This is a genomic window from Aphanothece hegewaldii CCALA 016 (assembly GCF_003007785.1).
In the GTDB taxonomy this organism is placed as follows: domain Bacteria; phylum Cyanobacteriota; class Cyanobacteriia; order Cyanobacteriales; family Microcystaceae; genus Chroococcus; species Chroococcus hegewaldii.
Map to the genome: position 1 here is coordinate 161,234 of NZ_PXOH01000007.1, position 18,428 is coordinate 179,661.

Annotated in this window: 13 protein-coding genes and 1 riboswitch; of the genes, 4 read left to right on the forward strand and 9 right to left on the reverse strand. The window is 38.4% G+C overall.

Translation table 11 applies throughout. From position 1 onward, the window contains the following. Positions 1–67 precede the first annotated feature (67 nt). Positions 68–5,020 (reverse strand): beta strand repeat-containing protein, encoded by a 4,953-nt coding sequence (locus tag C7H19_RS26330; RefSeq protein ID WP_106456596.1) that lies wholly within the window; start codon positions 5,018–5,020, stop codon positions 68–70. 530 nt (positions 5,021–5,550) lie between these two features. On the opposite strand from C7H19_RS26330, the gene C7H19_RS09300 reads away from it, so the two are divergent. The 3 genes from C7H19_RS09300 (at position 5,551) to C7H19_RS09310 (ending at position 7,694) form a co-directional block, all read left to right on the forward strand. Then, positions 5,551–6,486, forward strand: coding sequence for an FTR1 family iron permease (locus tag C7H19_RS09300; RefSeq protein ID WP_106456597.1), 936 nt, complete (start codon positions 5,551–5,553; stop codon positions 6,484–6,486). 55 nt (positions 6,487–6,541) lie between these two features. Further along, positions 6,542–7,177, forward strand: a complete 636-nt coding sequence (locus C7H19_RS09305) for a hypothetical protein (RefSeq protein WP_106456598.1) — start codon at positions 6,542–6,544, stop codon at positions 7,175–7,177. A gap of 91 nt (positions 7,178–7,268) precedes the next feature. Further along, a riboswitch (Glutamine riboswitch) is annotated at positions 7,269–7,336 on the forward strand. A 34-nt stretch (positions 7,337–7,370) separates the two neighbouring features. Next, the gene (locus C7H19_RS09310; RefSeq protein WP_106456599.1) at positions 7,371–7,694 is read left to right on the forward strand and encodes a DUF4278 domain-containing protein; all 324 of its coding nucleotides are present in this window, start codon (positions 7,371–7,373) and stop codon (positions 7,692–7,694) included. A gap of 132 nt (positions 7,695–7,826) precedes the next feature. Here the strand turns inward: C7H19_RS09310 and C7H19_RS09315 are convergent, their stop codons facing one another. Both C7H19_RS09315 and C7H19_RS09320 read right to left on the reverse strand, forming a co-directional pair. Next, entirely contained in the window at positions 7,827–8,156 is a 330-nt protein-coding gene (locus tag C7H19_RS09315) for a hypothetical protein (RefSeq protein WP_106456600.1), read from the reverse strand. A gap of 195 nt (positions 8,157–8,351) precedes the next feature. Then, the gene (locus C7H19_RS09320; RefSeq protein ID WP_106456601.1) at positions 8,352–8,930 is read right to left on the reverse strand and encodes a GGDEF domain-containing protein; all 579 of its coding nucleotides are present in this window, start codon (positions 8,928–8,930) and stop codon (positions 8,352–8,354) included. Positions 8,931–9,168: 238 nt separating this feature from the next. Here C7H19_RS09320 and C7H19_RS09325 point away from each other — a divergent pair, with 238 nt between their 5' ends. After that, a complete protein-coding gene (locus tag C7H19_RS09325) occupies positions 9,169–10,050 on the forward strand; it encodes an alpha/beta fold hydrolase (RefSeq protein ID WP_106456602.1) in 882 nt (293 codons plus the stop codon). A 43-nt stretch (positions 10,051–10,093) separates the two neighbouring features. Here the strand turns inward: C7H19_RS09325 and rodA are convergent, their stop codons facing one another. The 6 genes from rodA to C7H19_RS09355 all read right to left on the reverse strand — a co-directional run bounded on the left by rodA (position 10,094) and on the right by C7H19_RS09355 (position 18,422). Beyond that, positions 10,094–11,359, reverse strand: a complete 1,266-nt coding sequence (gene rodA / locus C7H19_RS09330; protein WP_106456603.1) for a rod shape-determining protein RodA — start codon at positions 11,357–11,359, stop codon at positions 10,094–10,096. Positions 11,360–11,378: 19 nt separating this feature from the next. Next, positions 11,379–12,440, reverse strand: coding sequence for an Mrp/NBP35 family ATP-binding protein (locus C7H19_RS09335; RefSeq protein ID WP_106456604.1), 1,062 nt, complete (start codon positions 12,438–12,440; stop codon positions 11,379–11,381). A gap of 96 nt (positions 12,441–12,536) precedes the next feature. Beyond that, positions 12,537–13,712 carry a DUF1822 family protein gene (locus tag C7H19_RS09340; RefSeq protein WP_106456605.1) on the reverse strand — a complete coding sequence of 392 codons (1,176 nt, stop codon included), beginning with the start codon at positions 13,710–13,712 and terminating at the stop codon, positions 12,537–12,539. A 21-nt stretch (positions 13,713–13,733) separates the two neighbouring features. Then, a complete protein-coding gene (locus C7H19_RS09345; protein WP_106456606.1) occupies positions 13,734–14,915 on the reverse strand; it encodes a sigma-70 family RNA polymerase sigma factor in 1,182 nt (393 codons plus the stop codon). 93 nt (positions 14,916–15,008) lie between these two features. Beyond that, positions 15,009–17,378: a caspase family protein gene (locus tag C7H19_RS09350; RefSeq protein ID WP_106456607.1), complete on the reverse strand. Its 2,370-nt coding sequence runs from the start codon at positions 17,376–17,378 to the stop codon at positions 15,009–15,011. A gap of 138 nt (positions 17,379–17,516) precedes the next feature. Then, a complete protein-coding gene (locus C7H19_RS09355) occupies positions 17,517–18,422 on the reverse strand; it encodes a Tll0287-like domain-containing protein (protein WP_106456608.1) in 906 nt (301 codons plus the stop codon). Positions 18,423–18,428 lie beyond the last annotated feature (6 nt).

An 18,428-nucleotide genomic window follows, 5' to 3' on the forward strand; every position in this document is an offset into this window, starting at 1 on the left:
CCCTGATAGACAAACCCTTAGCGACTATAAGATCAATAATCTACCCAAATAAATCTGTTTAAATCAATCAGGAAGGAGGTTCAAAACAAGGATCACCAACATAACTAAAATAAGAAGCATTGAGATCAAGTCCGCTTGCACCTTGCAAATAAGCAATGAGTTCTTGTCCATAATTTGCATAGAGAAATTGCCCTAAACCAAAGAAATCTTGTAGTACATAACCACTACCGAAACCAGAACCGCTTGTTACACCACATTTAGGTAATTGTATTACGTCTCCTTGAGCAGGATTAAAATCAGTGATCAAAGCATAGTCATTTAGACCAGATTTGTCATAAAAATGGGGATCTAGCCCACTTCCTGCCACAAGAGAATCCCCCAAAATAAAGAGATCAGCCCCCGTACCACCTGTTAGGGTATCAATATCAAAGAAACTGGTTTGATCAGATCCGATGATCACATCATTTCCATCGCCAGCATCAATGAAGTCGTCACCACCATTACCCCTTAAGTAATCATCACCAGCATTTGCGAAAATGGTATCATTTCCATATCCCAGTACTATAGTGTCACCTTTGCTAGTACCAGTCACTTGATAAACCTCAAAGTTACTAAAGTCGATCGAGTCTAATAGAGATGCTTCAACATCATTAGGATCGATGCTTCTGTAAGCGAAACCGCTTTCGTCCTCCGAGAAGACAAACATAACCATTTCGCTACCCGTATCACCTTGGGAATAGTCGATAATTAGTGTATCGATGACAGGAGATGAAACGTCGTTGATAGCAATTCCGATGATAAAATCTGTACCACCATCAACGGTATCAAACCCTAAACCCGCATTGACTACATCTGTACCACCATCTGTACTAAAATAATTATTAACTCTGTCGAGTTGGGTGAGGATATCATTACCAAAACCCGTCTCAATGTCTTTGAAGATTTCAAAGTTTTGAATCGTAATACTATTTTGGAAAAAAGGAATAGAAGGCAGAAAAAGATTAGTACCTTGTTTTTCTGTGGTGATATCGAAGCTTTCTAAGGTAATATTTTCGCTTCTGTGGGTAAAATCATAGGATAGGGTATCGATTCCTTTACCACCATCGAGACTATCATTACCACTACCAGTGTTTATAAAATCGTTAGCGACAATACCATCGAGACTATTATTACCACCGTTTACAAAATCATTACCTTCACTAACCCAAATCGTATCATCACCCGCACCACCGACGATCGCATCACTACGAATCGTACCAGTTAGCACCAGACTTTCGATATCTTCAAACGTCACTTCATCTAACAGTGTGGTTTTGCCGATATCATAATGCTTGATATTACCTGTAGTAAATCCATTGAACCCACCTTCAACACCTTCCCCATAATCATCAATGGAGTAGTCTACATAAAGGATATCGATATCTCCTTCACCATCGACAAAATCGAGTTGACGATTACTCAAACTCGGATAAATCTTATTACTGACACCATTACCATAGAGTGTATCTCCGTAGTTGGAACCGATTAAATTTTCAATGCTAGAGAAAGTATCACCTTCCGCATCAGCTAAGAAACCGTTATTAAATTCGAGATCGACAATGACTTTATCGGGTGAATCTAGATAACTTGCGGTATCTTCGCCATCACCCCCATTCAGGAAATCTGCGCCAGCACCACCGATGAGGGTATCATTTCCATTAGCTCCCGATAGATTATCATTTCCAGCTAAACCTCGAATAATATTATTACCATCATCACCTTCTAGTCTGGCATCATCGTACTTCGAGCCTTCTAAATTTTCAAAAGAGTTACCGTCTTCTAGATTACCGTCTTTCCCTGTGTAAACGAGTTTTTGCAGTTTGTCCCCACTAGCAAAACCTCCAGACAATGAATTATCTTTGAGGCTGACATTAACTCCAACACCCCCATTAGAAAGCTTGTAGGATAACCAGTCTACCCCGTTCCCGCCAATGAGTGTATCACCGATCGGGCCAGCGTAAATAATATCATTTCCGTCCCAGCCATCGATAATACCATTACCATTACTGGCTACTAGAATGTCATCATAGCTTGACCCTGAGACATTTTCCATTCCCGTTATTGTGTCGCCTTGTGCTGTACCGCCTTGCCCTTGATGCGCCATCAAAAATAGCGGAGATATGCCATCAGGAGCCGTAATATTCCCAAATAAATTATCATTGGAGAGGTTGACAAAAACCGCAGAAGGTGAGTCAAAATAGGTAGTCGTATCAATATTATCACCACCATCTAAATAATCTGCACCCGCACCCCCAAGGAGTACATCGTCATCGGCACCACCATTTAGGGTATCGTTGCCATCACCACCGTTGAGATAGTTTTCCTCAGAATTTCCTACAATCGAGTCATTTTTGCTCGAACCTAGAACATTCTCGATATCGAAGATAGCATCAACAGTTCCGTAACCGTCGTTAGAAGCCGTAAATAATAAAAGGTTGACATTTACGCCATTTGGTGCATCACCATAATCGGCTGTATCTTTCCCATCGTTACCGTCTAGAAAATCGTTGCCTTCTCCCCCGTTTAGGAAATCATTTCCTTTTCCTGTGGTTATTGTGTCGTTTCCAGATCCTCCTTTAATCTGCCCTGGTGCTTGCATTTCATCAAAGACGATCGTGTCATTTCCGCCCTCACCGTTAATCACCGCTAACTTGACATTCTCGTAAGGATCTGGTATGGGGTAACTTGGATCGAATAAACCATATACTGTGGCTTTTTCGTCGGAACTTTCAGGATTATTGTAGCTTCCTCCGTCATGATCTACGGTAATGTTATCGTCGCCATCAGTTCCCTTGCGCTCAATAATTCCCGCGTTTCTAAATTGCTCTTTTTGATGTTCTGTTGGTTCAGCATCATCTACATTAAAGTAACTACTTCCATCACAGTCGATCGGTTGAGTGAAGTCAATAAGTTTAATATCAGCTAAATTCAACCGTTCAGTTACACTAAAAAATCCGAGATCGATTTCTAGCTGTCCAAAAATGATGACAGATAACCCACCATCTAACTGAAAAGCACAGAAAGCAGGATTAGCAATTAATTGAGAGCCTCTAACTTTATTATCAACAGTGCCATCGAGTCCATCTAAACTTTCTTTGATATTAAAACCCAAATCGAGCGCAACACCACCACCTATAGCTAGAGAAAAAACGGCAACTGATACACCGACTTTTGCATCGATTTGCGCTCCTCCTCCTACATTGGGATGATTGAGGGGATCGGTAGGTCGAGCGACATAAAAACCATCAGTTAGATCGCCATTAGCAAGACCATAAGAATCATAACCTAATTTTACTTGTGCGCTTGCATGAGCTTCACCACCAATAGAAAAGAAAATCGGCCCAAAAATCGGTATTTTAATATCGGGTACAGTGTATTCAAAACGAAACTCAGGAGATTGATAGGTAAACAGATCTACATTATCTTTTCCCAGTAGTAAGCTGACGACTTTTGTTCCAACATCTGCCACATCCCCATCAAATAAGGGAAAATCAAAGCCAATATCTTCTAAATCTTTGAGAAAGTCGGGTTCTAGAGAACTAGACGTTACGAAAGAGGCTAAAGCTGCTTCAGGTGACGGCGTTGTAGTGTTTAATGGATCTGTTCTGACATCTCCTGATAGAACATAACTACCTAAATCAATTTTGCCACTTGCTCCCCCCGGAACACTTGCATTTAAAATTTCATTAAGTTGCTTGACAAATTCGCGTGTTTCTTCTGGAATACCTGGTACTAAATCTAAAAAAGAATAGCCAATAACGGGTAAGGGAGAAATAAACGGATCAAGAACTTGAGCGATCGGATCAAGAACTTCTTGCACCTTCCCTAAAACACCACCACCTAAAGTGTTTGCCAAACTTCCTACATCTAGAGTGACGTTATCAAAGGAAATACTCGGCGCTGGTGTACTCGTATTGCTATCGTACTTCAAACCGATTAAATTAAAATCGGCTGCGATCGATGGTAATAGATCATTGCCAAAACCTGTTTCTAGTTTAAGCTTCAAGTCAGCATTAGCTTTTTCTGTAGATGCAATACTCAGACTACCAAGATCACTAATTTTGACTCTTCCTTTACTATCAGCCATAGCACTTGTTAGGTCGGCTGTCAAGTCCCCTGTGATAGAACTTCCGTTGTCCACCGCAGTAAGATTGATAAAGCCCAATTTTCCCGTAAAATTCAAGGGATTATTACTAGAATCTTGGAGTGTTGCGCCGATTCCTGCTTGAAACTCATCATCAATCCCAGTATCTACAAAAACATTACCATCTTTATCGACTCCGAACCCAATGGCTACACCAAAATCAAGAGAGGCACTAATTCCACCACTAATATCGAGTCCTAAAAACGGTAATCCTAATTTTTCGGCTAAATCAAGTGTTGGTGTAAAACTTTTTCCGATCTTAAATTGAAAGTCGATCGCATCTGCATCATTTTGGACGAGTTTGATATCATCGATCGTAACTGCGCTATCTCCTGTAGAATCTAGCAACAAATTCAAATCCGATAGTGCATCATACAACGCTTTCCGTACTGCATCAACACTATCTGTACCTTCTTGATTAATTTCATCGATAATTTTTGTATCGACTCCATTTAACAACTGGTTTACATAATCCTCGACCGAAATATCATTGAGTAAAGGAACATTGTTGAGATCTTGTCCTTCTATTTTCGATCGTAGATTATCCAGTATCGATGAAATTTGACCAGCAATAAGATTTAATTTATCTTCCGCTTCATCCGTCGCCTCAACTTGAATAGTTAGCGTGGTAAGATCACTTGATGCTTGATGTTGAGCTACAGTTTGAAAAATGATTTGATTTTCTTCTACTGCAACGACAAAAATCTGGATTGGAACACTTGCTTGCTCAATTGTATCAATTTCACTATCGAGCCAAGGCCCGTATCTCAGTGCTGTTAAATTTTCATTATCTAAGGAATTATCCCAAGGAATTAACAGATTAGTTTGTTCAGTCATAATTTCTTCTCTCTCTTTCAATGCGATGATTGACTTTCCTTTTCAACGACGAATCAGTATTTCATCTCTTGCTTAAAAATTCCTTCATAGAAATTTTTATGAGCAAGAGAAAAAATGATTCACTCATGTTTCGTTTGTTTGAATTCCGAAATCGTATAAAGTTGTCGCGCACCAACTTTAGCTAATAATCTTAAAACGCGTTTTCAACTCATTGATGAAAAAATGAGTTTTTTTAATTAAGCGCAATTTATCTTAGGTTAGGGCTACAGATACAAGATTTTGTTAGGGAAAAAGAAAATTTAGATTTTTTCCGTTTACAGTACAATCGCTAGACACGATTAGTTGTAAAATAAATTTTTAATATTGTCAAGTTTTTTATAATATATATTACAAAAAATTAACAAAAGTTTCCAACCATTGTATAGACGAATCATGGCGCGTCTCTACGATACCATTACTTGATTTTGCTTTATATTCAATCATGTACAGGAATTAGTAGGGGTTTGGTCTCCAAACCATATCAAATTACCATGAATTTTAGTGCAGCTTTGCCAACATTTGTCATTACCCTAAGAGAAGGTTTTGAAGCAGCGTTAGTGGTTGGAATTGTTTTAGCGTGTTTAAATAAAGCACAACAAACTCAACTCTATCGCTGGGTTATTCGTGGGGTTAGTGCAGGTATTATCGCAAGTGTTACGATCGGATTTCTGTTAGGAGGTATCTTACAAGGAATTAATCACTCACCTAGTCCTTATACACCTCTAATTAAAGAAATTTTAGCAGCCCTTTTTGGTTTAGTCGCGGTGATAATGTTGAGTTGGATGTTACTGTGGATGACGAGCCAAGCAAAATCGATGAAATCTGAAGTAGAAGGGGCAATTACTACCGCTTTAAGTCAAAATGAACAAGCAGGAAAAGGAGTCTTTCTCTTGGTGTTTATTGCGGTATTGCGAGAAGGATTTGAAACCGTTTTATTTATTTTGGCGCAATTTGATCAAGGATGGCTTGCAACAACAATAGGAGCGATCGCGGGTTTGATTTCAGCATCAATTCTAGGTATTTTATTATTTAGAGGTGGTATAAAATTAAATATCCGTCTATTTTTCAAAATAATGGGAATATTCCTGTTATTAATCGTCGGTGGTTTATTAATCGGTGTTTTAAAGCATTTCGATCAAGCAGTGACTTTATTTTCGCTCATGACAGGAAAAAATCGGTGTTTATTCCAGAATTCATCCTGTTTACTCGGTCCTCAAATTTGGGATGGTTCCGCTATTTTAAGCGATAAACAATTTCCAGGCATTCTTTTAAAAGCACTTTTTGGTTATCGTCAAACTCTATATTTAGGACAAGCGATCGTTTATCTACTCTTTTTATTCACAATTGGCAAGATATACTTTCAAAATCTTAGCAGTCAAACCCCTAACCCTAACACCCAAAAAACCGTCATTACTTCAACAAGATAGGGGAACTGAAACAACTTAATCTAATCTCTCCAGTTACAGTCGTAACTCTAAAGCAATGAATAAATTTTTTGGTCTAATTACTCTTTTTGGTGGAATACTAACATCTGGAATTACTTTAGCAAATCCAACAGAAGTAAATTTATCCATTAACCGTCAAACGTCGGAAAACTACGAGCAATTTGTACAACGGGCGCAAACTCTAGCGACAGATACCGTACAACAACGTTTTAAAGAAAATAATTCTTTAGAAGAATTGCGGGTTTTAATCGTTGGTGAAAATCAAGGAGCGATCGCACCTGTATTAACTGTACAAGTCAACCGAGACAATTGGAACAATGAACCCAATGTCAAACGCTGGCAAAATCTTTATCCTTATAGTAAAGATTTATTAGGTTTTGAGCAACAACAAGCTCAAATGACAGAACCTACAGAACCCGCATCCCCCATTCCTACCGACGAAATTCCTGCATCTGAACCTGAAGTTACACCAATACCAGGAGTTACACCAATACCTACAACAACAATACCTACAACGACACCAACACCCACAACAACACCCACAACAACGACGACACCATTAACCACACCTAGTTCTACTGAATTAGTCCCGCTTCCCTCGATCAAAGTTCCGACTACTACACCTCCAATTCCTTTACCCAATCAACGTTTACAGCCTAACCGTATGAAATAAAGGTAAAATTACTACCATTTTTGGGGGGTCGAATGATTTTGACCCCTTGACATTTTTTTAGATAATTGTAACAATAGATACAGACAGAAAAATCGTTCATCTTTTTCCCCTCATTTAAGGAAAAGACGGAAGTAGGGAAAAATCCCGAAGGAACGCGCCTCAAAAAACACAACATATTGAGGAGCGAAAACCCATGAAACTTACTTATCGCGGTGTTAGTTACGATTACAACCCTCCTGTAGTTGAAACGACGGACGGCAATATTGGCGGAAAATATCGAGGACTCGATTGGAGATTCCGCAATCTGAAAAAGCCATTCGTCATACAACCAATAGTCAAACTAACTTATCGAGGAGTTCCATATAACAATGTTGGTGTATCACAAACCCATCCTGTGGAACAACCGGTAACATCGATTCAAGAAAAAGCACGTCTATCTATTTTCAACCAAGAAAAAGAAACCAGAAAACGTCATCAGAATGTCTTGAATCGTTTATCGTCAGACATCGGACTATAAATAACAACTAAACACTTCAACTAACAACTAACCAAAGCTAGGGGGGATAATATCCACCCTATTTTTTAGGCTGTAGCAACGCATCATGGCACATTTCTACTTGATTAATCGGATTTTGTATAATTTATTTTTCTAATCTAGATCTTCCCGTTTCGAGACAATCTTAAAATTTTTATCCAGATAAACATCGTATTTTTTTCCATCATTACACATAACATCATCAGCTTTAAAGAGATTCAGACTGTAATAAAAATCTACATCGTCGAAAGATGAACAACCAGCCTCTTTTAAAGCATTATCTACCTTAGCTATTTCTTCGGGCGTTGCATCCCGATCTACCGCACCATAAGCCACGCTAGACCAAGACATTAAAAGTAAAAAAGAGACAGACAAATAATTAAGGGGAAAAATAATCCGCTTTTTCATGATTTTATTTAAATATAACATTTCTTCTTTTCTCATAGTAAAATAAAATTGTTAATTTAGCTACCAGTAAATAAAGAGACTGAAAGCATTATAGAACCGTTCCACTATCACGACATTTTTATCACTACTAAAAAATAATACCATAAAAGAACATACTCGTTATTGCAGTGCTGTTATTTTTATCTTTTTAAAACCATCCTCTACAGCTTAAACATAACCATCTTATTATTTTTAATAATTTTTAGTTTTTTTGGACTGTGCTAACCAAATTTCTAAATCTATTGGATGAACGATAAAGTTATTATCTTTATTATTTTTTGCTGTTAAAAGTGCCTCTTTAGCTCGTGTTAAAATCTCATCAATATTCAGATCACTTTTTTGAGAACTAGCAATGCCAATTTTTAGGGTAGGTTTAATTAAATGTTGGTTAATAATAAAAGATAATCCTGAAACTTTTCTACATAGACGTTGAGCTACAGTAATTGCTGCTTGGGTATTCGTAAACTGCAAAAGAATTACATATTCATCTTTGCTCAGTTGAGCAAAACAATCATCACGACGAATACATTTTATGATTGATTTAGTCACTGATCCAATAATTTCGTCTTTAGCAAATTGATTATCATCGAGTTCCTGAACTTCCTCAATTGCCATAATAAGTAAAGATAGGGAATCTTCATATTGATGAATATTTTGTAATTCTTTTTGTAAAAATTCAATTAAATAACGATGATTAACAATTGTCTTTTGTGGTTTAATCATTGGTGAAACTTTATTTTTTATATTTAATTCATTGTGATTTTTCAACATAATTTTATAAAGAAAGCATGGTTAGTTATCAAAATTTTTATTTAATAACTAACCACTTCGTTTGCTATGCATCCGCTTTTTGAATCCTGTAACTATTATTATTCCTAATTCAAAATAAGACGATAATATTGATCACATAGATGTTGTGATCTTCGTCATAGACAAACTGTCCAAAATAGCGATCGGTCCAAAAACCACGCTAAAATAGAAGAAGTTAACATTACTTAACATTTGGGTTATGCAGACAACATCAGTTGCATCTATAACATCTGTTCCTGGTGTATATTGGCAGTGGCGTGGACAAACCATTTACTACACGACATCGGGTACTCAACAAGAAGGAAAACCACCCTTATTATTAGTACATGGCTTTGGTGCGTCAACGGATCACTGGAGAAAAAATATAGCCCAGTTACAGCAAGATTTTGAAGTCATTGCGATCGATCTTCTCGGTTTTGGACGATCGGCAAAAGCGAATATAGAATACAGTGCAGACTTATGGCGAGATCAACTGTACGATTTTATCACTGAAGTCATTCGCAAACCCGTTGTTTTAGCGGGTAACTCACTCGGTGGTTATGTATCTTTGTGTGTGGCGGCAAAATATCCCTCGTCAGTGGCTGGTTTAATTTTACTCAATAGTGCGGGTCCTTTTACAGAAGCGCAAACCAGAAAGAAACCGAGTCTCATTCAAAATTTCATTCGTTATATTTTGCTGCAAACTTGGGCGAGTTTTTTCTTGTTTCAATTTGTCCGTAATCGGAGTAATATTCGGAAAACCTTAGCTAAAGTTTATGTCGATCAAAGTGCTATTACCGATCAATTAGTAGAAGATATTTATCGTCCTTCTTGTGATCCAGGGGCGGCGCAGGTTTTTGCGGCGGTATTCAAAAATCCTCACGGAGAAAAGGTCGATGTGTTATTAAAACAGATGCAATGTCCTTTATTGATGTTGTGGGGTGAAGGTGATCCTTGGATGAAGGCAAAAGAAAGAGGGGTGAAATATCGTGAGCATTATCCCAATCTTACTGAATATTATCTCAATGCGGGTCATTGTCCCCATGATGAAATACCAGAACAAGTGAATCAATTGATTAAAAATTGGATTTTAGGTTTGTAGAAATGGTAAAGACGTGCGATCGGCGCGTCTCTACAGGTTTTAATTAATATAATCTCTTGCGGGGTCGATAATTGGCGACAGATTCGACTAATCCGAGTGCGATAAAATTGGTTAGTAAAGCCGAACGACCATAACTGAGAAACGGAAGCGGAATACCCGTAATTGGGGCAAGTCCAACGGTCATACTAATATTAATAATGGTTTGAAAAGCAATCATCGATAAAACACCAACGGCTAATAATGAGCCAAAATTTTCTTTAGCACGATTGGCAATAATGATTAAACGCAAACAAATCAACCAAAATATAATTAAAATAGCAATTCCGCCAACAAAACCAAACTCTTCTCCAATGGCTGAGAAAATAAAATCGGTATGTTGTTCTGGAATAAAATTGAGTTGCGTTTGTGTACCTTGATGTAAACCTCTGCCCCAGAGTTCGCCCGAACCAATAGCAATACGAGATTGAATTAATTGATAGCCTCCCCCTAAAGGATTTTTTTCAGGATGGAGAAACAAGGTTAGACGATCTTTTTGATATTCTTTTAAGAAACCCCACAACACACCGCCTAATTGACCCACCATTGTATTAGCGGCTACGACCAAGATCGTTGATAAGATTTTTAAAGGTAAACTAATCCAAGCAATTACACCAATAATGACCGCCCATACTAGCCACGCGGGGAATAATAGATTAAACAGAATGGCAGAGACTAAAGGCGAAAGCATAATAATTAGCCATCCGGGGTTCGCATCTGCCCAATACAACATCCCTAATGTTATTGCCCCAAAAACGAGAGATGTTCCTAAGTCAGGTTGTAATAAAATGAGTACCCAGGGAACTGCCGTCACCAATAAGACTCGAAAAACTGATAAGAGTGTAGATGCTGGTTTTTGATGGAGTAAGGCGGCTAGGGTAATAATTAATCCGACTTTGGCAAATTCTGACGGCTGAATGTTAAAACTGCCAATATTGAGCCAACTTTGCGCCCCATTTGCCGTTACTCCCATGATAATAACTGCAATTAAAAATAGGTTGGTCAAGATGTAGGTTAACCAATGCCAGCGTAATAAACCATCGTAACGCGATCGCGCAATTAATAAAGCGATTACTAGACCAAATAAACCAAATAGCCAATGTTGCCAGCCATCGACTGCTTTTTCGACGAGTTCTGTACTGCGAATCATCAAACCACCATAAGCGGTTAAACCAATCACAGCACAAAAAAGAATCCAGTCAACTTGGGGTAACTCAGCCAGCCAAAGTTTCCAATAAACTTTAAATTGAGGAATTAGAGTTCGATGCAGCATTTCTCACACCAAAAAGAAGTTAGGCATAGGCAGCTATTGATACTTTAGCTGCGATTTGTTGAGCGATCGCTGTTAAGGCTTTTGCCGAAGCAGATTCCTCATTAGAGATTACAATAGGTATACCTTGATCACCCCCTTCTCTTAAAGGGATTTCTAGGGGTACACAACCCAGTAAAGGAATTTGTAACTCTCTAGACGCTTTTTCGCCGCCTCCTGAGCCAAAAATATCGTAATTGCGATCGGGTAAATCAGGAGGAATAAAATAACTCATATTCTCCACAATTCCTAGCACATTTACGCCCATTTGCTGAAACATTTTTAGGCCACGTCTAGCATCTAACAAAGAGACGTTTTGAGGAGTTGTAACAATGACTGCGCCTGCTATGGGTACTGCTTGGATCAAGGTTAGCTGTGCATCACCCGTTCCAGGTGGCATATCAACAATTAAATAATCTAAACTGCCCCAAGAAACTTGATAGAGAAATTGTCTAATAATCCCATTTAACATCGGACCGCGCCAAATAACCGGTTGATCTGGATTAATCAAAAAACCCATCGACACCATTTTTACACCGTAATTAAAAGCGGGTTCTAGAATATCACCGGCTTTTCCTTGCTGTACCTTGACTTCGGCTCCTGTTAAACCTAACATCATTGGCGCATTGGGCCCATAAATATCCGCATCTAATAAGCCTACTTTTGCCCCTGATGAAGCTAAAGCTACTGCTACATTCACCGCCACAGTACTTTTACCTACGCCACCTTTGCCACTGGAAATTGCAATAATATTTTTAATGCCAAAAACGGATTGTTTATCGGGTACTTCTTTTTGTTTTGGTGTTTCTGCTGTTACTGTTACATCGACCTTTTCTACACCGGGCAATTGTTTAACGGCTTTTTTACAATCATCGACGATAAATTCTCGTAATGGACAAGCGGGAGTCGTCAAAACTAAAGTAAAACTAACCTTGCCATCTTCAATTTGAACATCACGGATCATGTTTAGTTCAACTAAACTCTTCTGTAGTTCGGGATCTTGTACCGGACGTAAAACATCTAAAATGGATTGTGTATCGAGCATGATTGATTTAAGCTTCCTATCCCCTTTGGATTACGGCCGTAACGGTTTCTACCACAAATGGTAACGGTTTTGGGGGACAGATGACCAGAGAATATGTTAAAAACGTAAAATTTCTCGCTCATCATTAGTGCTTTTTGGTTCGATTTCCCACGCTAAAGCTTCTCCCGAATTGATTGTGACTTCTACAAAGAGTAAATCGGTGTTTTTAATGGCAATATCTTCATTATTGTCAAAAGGCTGTAAATCTTCTGTCAATAGCCTGAGTTTAAAGCCTCTAGGAATCTGGCTACCTGGGGTGGAACTTCGCAACTCAAAACGCCAAATTTCCTCTTCTATAATGCCTTGAGGGAAAACTCGTAATTCATAGGGTTTATTTTCAATCACCAACTGACGGGAAAATATTACCGATGATAAAGTTGGTTCGGTTCCTCTTGCTGCAATAAAATTTGGTTGCCATTGTACGGTACTCCATCCGACTTCTTGCGCTATTTGAGAAATTCCGGTTTCTAACCATTGTCGTACAGACCATTGTTCTGTGATTCCTAGCCGTTTCTCATAGAGTCGCCGTCGCCAGTTATCCTGTTCTATGAGTGAACCCCACAAAGCGAAGGGAATTTCTAAACGGGGTAACAAAACGGAAGTTTTTCCCAAACGTTCTAATAGATTTTCGGCTTGGGGGAGTGGTAAAGTCGGTAACGGTGCGCTCGCTTCTCGTAAAATTTCATCGGGACACAGTTGACGAGATACCCAAAGTATGCTCAGATCAGCAATCAAATCTTTTTCATCAAGACAGTAAGTTCTATTACTTGCGTCATAAATACCTTTGGTTTTTAAATGGCGATGGGTTGTATAGCCAAAAACTCTGAGATAACCATCATCTGGATTGACTTGAAATGCGATGTAATAATCAGCCGCCCAACTCGGAAGATCGACCCATTCTTGCGGGACTTGTATTTCACTTAAATCAATTGTATCGATCGCTATTAAAACCAGTCGTTTTCCCGCAAAATTAATCGCTACACCATTGACAATTTCTAATAAATATGGTAGTGCGGATAAGCTTGGCCAGACGTTGGCTTGATAAGATTGTTCTTCTCGTAAAAAAGCTAGAAAAACATCAAGACAAACTTGATGAAGATAGGCTTGCCAACGACGAGAAGGCGAAGAAAAATGATCAGTTTGTGTCCAAATCTTCTCTAGAGTCTCAGAAGGAATTTCTAGATACAGTTGGTTCGGATCGATGTCATAGAATAGGATGGAATCAGCACTCATTGGGCTTGCTCTACTTAAAATTTAGGCTTGGTCGGGGTGATTGTAATGAACTTTTAGCCACTCCTCCAAAATAATACTCATATTATTAAGTACGTCTGTGTTGAGAGAATAATGCAATGTCGTTTGGCTCCATTGGGCGAGTGTTAGGAGTAATGACTGTCTGTGACTAGCTAGGCGACGAGAAACAGTATATTGTTTCATCTCTAGTTGTTGAGCGATTTCTTGTTGAGTCAGTCCTTGACCATAGTATAGTTGTAAAAGTTTTTGCGAGGGTACGTCTAGCTTGACTAAGGCTCTGAGTAAAACAGCATTAAGAAGCGATCGCATTTGGTTTCTATTTTCGGCTTCTTCTTGTGCGATGATCTCACTAAGTAATGATTCATCAAATGTTGCGGGTAAATCATCGAGAAATGTTCCTTGTTCAAAGCCAGGTTTAGGCGCGTCAACAGAAACGAATTTAGGATATAAGTAAGAGCGTGCCATTTTTGCCCCAGTTTCGAGCAATTTTTTCACTTGTTCGCTCGTTAATGGTTTTTGGGTGCTTTGTTTGTTATAAAGTTGGGTAATGGCTGTCCAAATTGCGGGATCAGGTTCAGGAATTTTGCGACTATTTCTCGCTTCGGTGGGAACAAAAATCGTTTGAAAACATTTCCATGCTTTCAGTAATTCATTAATCGTCTCGCTTTTGAGTCCTTGATAGCGAAGTGATTCGAGTAATTTTTTTTGGCTCAGTTTGTGTAATAATCCCCAATCACTACAAATATCAACTTCACGACGTTGACGTAATTCATCTCTAATAATACTTCTAAAAACGAGACTAGCGTATTTTTCGAGAGTAACGCCTTGTTGTGGCTCAAATTTAGCTAAAATTTTCTCGATTTTGGTCAAGGAAATTTGAAATAAGTCGGCAAATGACTGACTACTCGAAAAGGTTAACATCATTTTTTTGGCCGTCCAGTAACTAACTTCTTGTAAATAAGCGGTTAGATGAGCAGCAGATAAATGATTTGATTGTGTTTGCCAGATTTTGTGCCAATATAAAGCCCAAAAATGTTCGGAAATTTGCTGAGATTGTGAGGATTGAGCTAAACAATTCTTCATACTTCGTTGTAGTTTTGGATCACTAACCCAACGACTGACCCAATCAGTGTCAAACTGTAAAAAAGTTGAAAATTTTTCTAGAACACTTTCACGAGTTTGCATATCCGATTCCTTAAAGATTTAATCATATATAGATTGCCTTAAGAGAACAATCGGCTTTATTACTATTTTGCTTTATAATCGCTTTGGTGATCACTATTTTGTCATCCATCGTTGACGAAAATGTATCGCTTGATTTTGGTTAGGAATTTCTGTAGAAATTAGTTCTATAAATTCATTTCTCGTAATCTGAGGTTGCTTTTGTAACGTTGTTGTAATAATAAATTGTGCTATTGGTCCAATTAATTGAGTTAATTCTTGTTCACACTGATGAAGCATCTTTTCATCAAGTTTGGTTGAGGTCGTTTCTTTTGGTTGTTCCTCGATGATGGGGGGTTGTTCATTTTTACTAAACAAAGAATACACTTGTGTTTCAAATTGCGCTTTCTGGCTAGGAGTCAAGTAATCTTTGATATTTGCGATTAGTGATTCACTTTGTTGGGTTTGTGCGCTGATTTGCTTGAGTAACATTGATGCGATCGGGCCGATGATTTCCCTTAAAATCGATTCTAGCTGAGTATATTGCTCTGGTAATATATTTGTATTAGTCGCCTCTTTGCTTTGAGGTTGTGGCTGATCTAAGCTTAAAAGTTCTGGTTTCTCTACCATAGAATTAGCCCATTTGTCAAGTTTTATTTTTTGAGAAGGAGAAAGATACTGAGACAAATTATCGAGGAAAACGCTGATACTACTTGTTTCGTCACCGACTGAGTTTAGTAATGTTAGAGCAACCGGGCCGATAAGTTCAGTCAAAAACTGTGTAAGAATAGCATATTGTTTAGGCGAAAAACTCCGATGAGTTTGAGTTGGGGGAGTTGGTGGTAACGAGGTTTTCTCGGCTACTAAAGGAACTGGTTTTACTAGGGGTTTTTCTAGGGGTTCTACTACGGGTGTTTGAGGAATCTTTTGTAAACTCTCTTCAATTTTTCCGGGTAAAATATCGATAACGCCGTGTATTCCCGAAAGCCACGCCGAAAAAGTAATCCCAAGTTGTTCACAATTGGTTTGTAATTTAGTTAGCCATTCAGCCACCGATAAACCGATTTGGGGATTGGCAGCGATGAGGGATTCGAGTAAAATTTGAGCAAATAACTCTACATCTTCAGCAGGAGCTAGAGAGCCTAATAAACATTGTCCATGATCTGCATAAGTTTTGAGTTCTTCGAGCCATTCTTCAATCGAACCCTCACCATATCCGTCTAAAATAACAATCTGTTGCGCTTCTTTACAACGGCGTAATTCTTTTCTTAACCAAGAACGCTCTAACCGAATACCATTTTCTAGAACTAAATAAGATTCGCCTTTGTTGTCGACTTCGAGCCGTCCTCGCAGATACAGTAATAAAGTAACAGGATTTGGTCTTGCAACACTTCCATATTGTAAAAAATTTTGAATGGTATTTTTGACCGATTCTGGTTTGTCACTTGTAGAAATTTTTGTAACTGTAAAATATCCTTCTTGTTCAAAAACTTCTTTTAAAGCAATACTGGTTTGATTTTCGGCTAAACCTTCAATCATTAGCGCATGACGTTGCTCATTGTTGAAATCATTAGCATTTTTTTTCAATCCTAAAATGAGTTCTCCCACACCTTCGACAATTCGTTTAGGGGTTTGCATGGAATACTCTGAATAAATCTGAGGTTCGCCGCGATGACGTTTTTGCTGATTTATTAATCGTAGTTGTTGATTAGCTTTTTCAATATATTGTAAGGTTTGATTATACACATAGCGATAGAGTCCGTCGGCTTCAATGACACCTTTAGAATTAGCCGCCTCACCCCGTAAACCCCGCATCAAATAATAACTAAATACCCCATGTCCTAAATCTGGAAATTCCCAAGATTGTTGACCTTGGTCACAAGAAAGTAAAGCATAAAATCCTTTACTTTTTGCGGCTCTTTTGCGTAAAGCTTCTAAAAGTTGCGTCGTTGGATTAGGGAGTAAACTTTCTTTAAGTTCTCCTCTTGCTCCTGTTAGGGTCATATTACCGCAATGACAAGCATCGAGCCAAACGACTTGACAGTGTGCCGCGCAGCGATTAAACATGACGAGTAAATCTTGTAGCGTTAAACCCGTCTCAAGTAAATTTTCTTTGTTAGTATCGGTTAGACAGAGTATGGTCTGCTGGCTTTCGGGGTCGAGTAAGCCATGTCCTGAAAAATAAAACAGGACGGTATCTTGGGTTTTTGCCTCGGTGACAATTCGTTCTAAACTCGCTTTAACGGTTTGTAGAAAGGGTTTTTGTTCGGCTAAGTCATGATGAATAATAATTTCTTTTTGAGGAAAGGTTTGAGTTGCATCATTTAAAGCTTCTCCTAATCCTTGACAATCGAGTGCTGAGTAACGCAGTGGTGGTAAATTTTGATCATAATATTCATTCACTCCGACTAAAAGAACCCACAATTTAGCTTGACCTGTTTCTAGGGCTAAAGTAAAACGACTGGTACTAATACTAATTGGAGGCATTGTTCAAACTCACACATAAATAATAATGAGCTTTTCGGTAATATATTTTTATCCTAACGATAATTCAATTAACGATTTAAAAAAGTTATATCATTGGCTCTATATGAACATCAAGGCCATTTTATGCAATAAGGATTTCTATAAAAGACGTTTATTTAAAAGATTCATCGAGATTTCAAGACTTGATTTCATTCGATTAAACGCTTTGGCTAATGTGCCGATTTCATCTTCTGTTTTTTGCTCAAATTCACTATTCATATCCCCCATACTTACTGATTCGGCTGTTTTCGCCATTTGTCGTAGCGGTTGTATCACAGCACGTTTGAGTAAAAAGTTAATGCCTAATACGATGATGGCAAACACTCCTAACAAGATAGTTATAATCATCGCCAGAGATTGATGAGCTTGTTTGATGACTTCTTCTGCTGGCACTGAAATCATTTGTGCTGTGACAATTTCGTTAAGTTTCCAACCATATCCATTTTCTGCCCCATAAGTCGCTAATTGGCTTTTGGGTGCATCACTGGGAATTCCATGACAGCGCAGACAACTTTCTTTTTTAACGGTTAATGGTCGAGCGATGTAAAAAACTTGTCCCCCTGGAAAGGTTCTAAAATCGGCAATTTCTTTGATATTCGGTTCGGTGCGGAAACGTTCGATGAGTTGTTTTTCAAAGCTATCCGCTTTATCTCTCAAGTTGGTGGGATTGAGGGTTGCTTCTTTGTAGAAAAAACCTTTGTATTCTTCATTTTGTCGGAAGTTTTGAAAGACTTCTGTAGCTGAGTACGCGGGTACGGTTTCTGGGATAAATACGGGTTCGGTTTCTAATTTTGGTGATAGAAGCGGCGCAATATGGTTACTGGTATAGTCTCGTACTGAATTCATGGTTTGGATGAGTAACAATGCTTTAGCCGTTACCTCCGCTTGCGCTCTTTGTTGCAGTACCAAAGATAGGGTGAGTCCGCTTAGAATAATACCCGTCACAAAGACGATAATCAATAGTAGATTAAACTTGGTTCCGAGTTTAAGTTTTTTTAAAAACATTGCTAG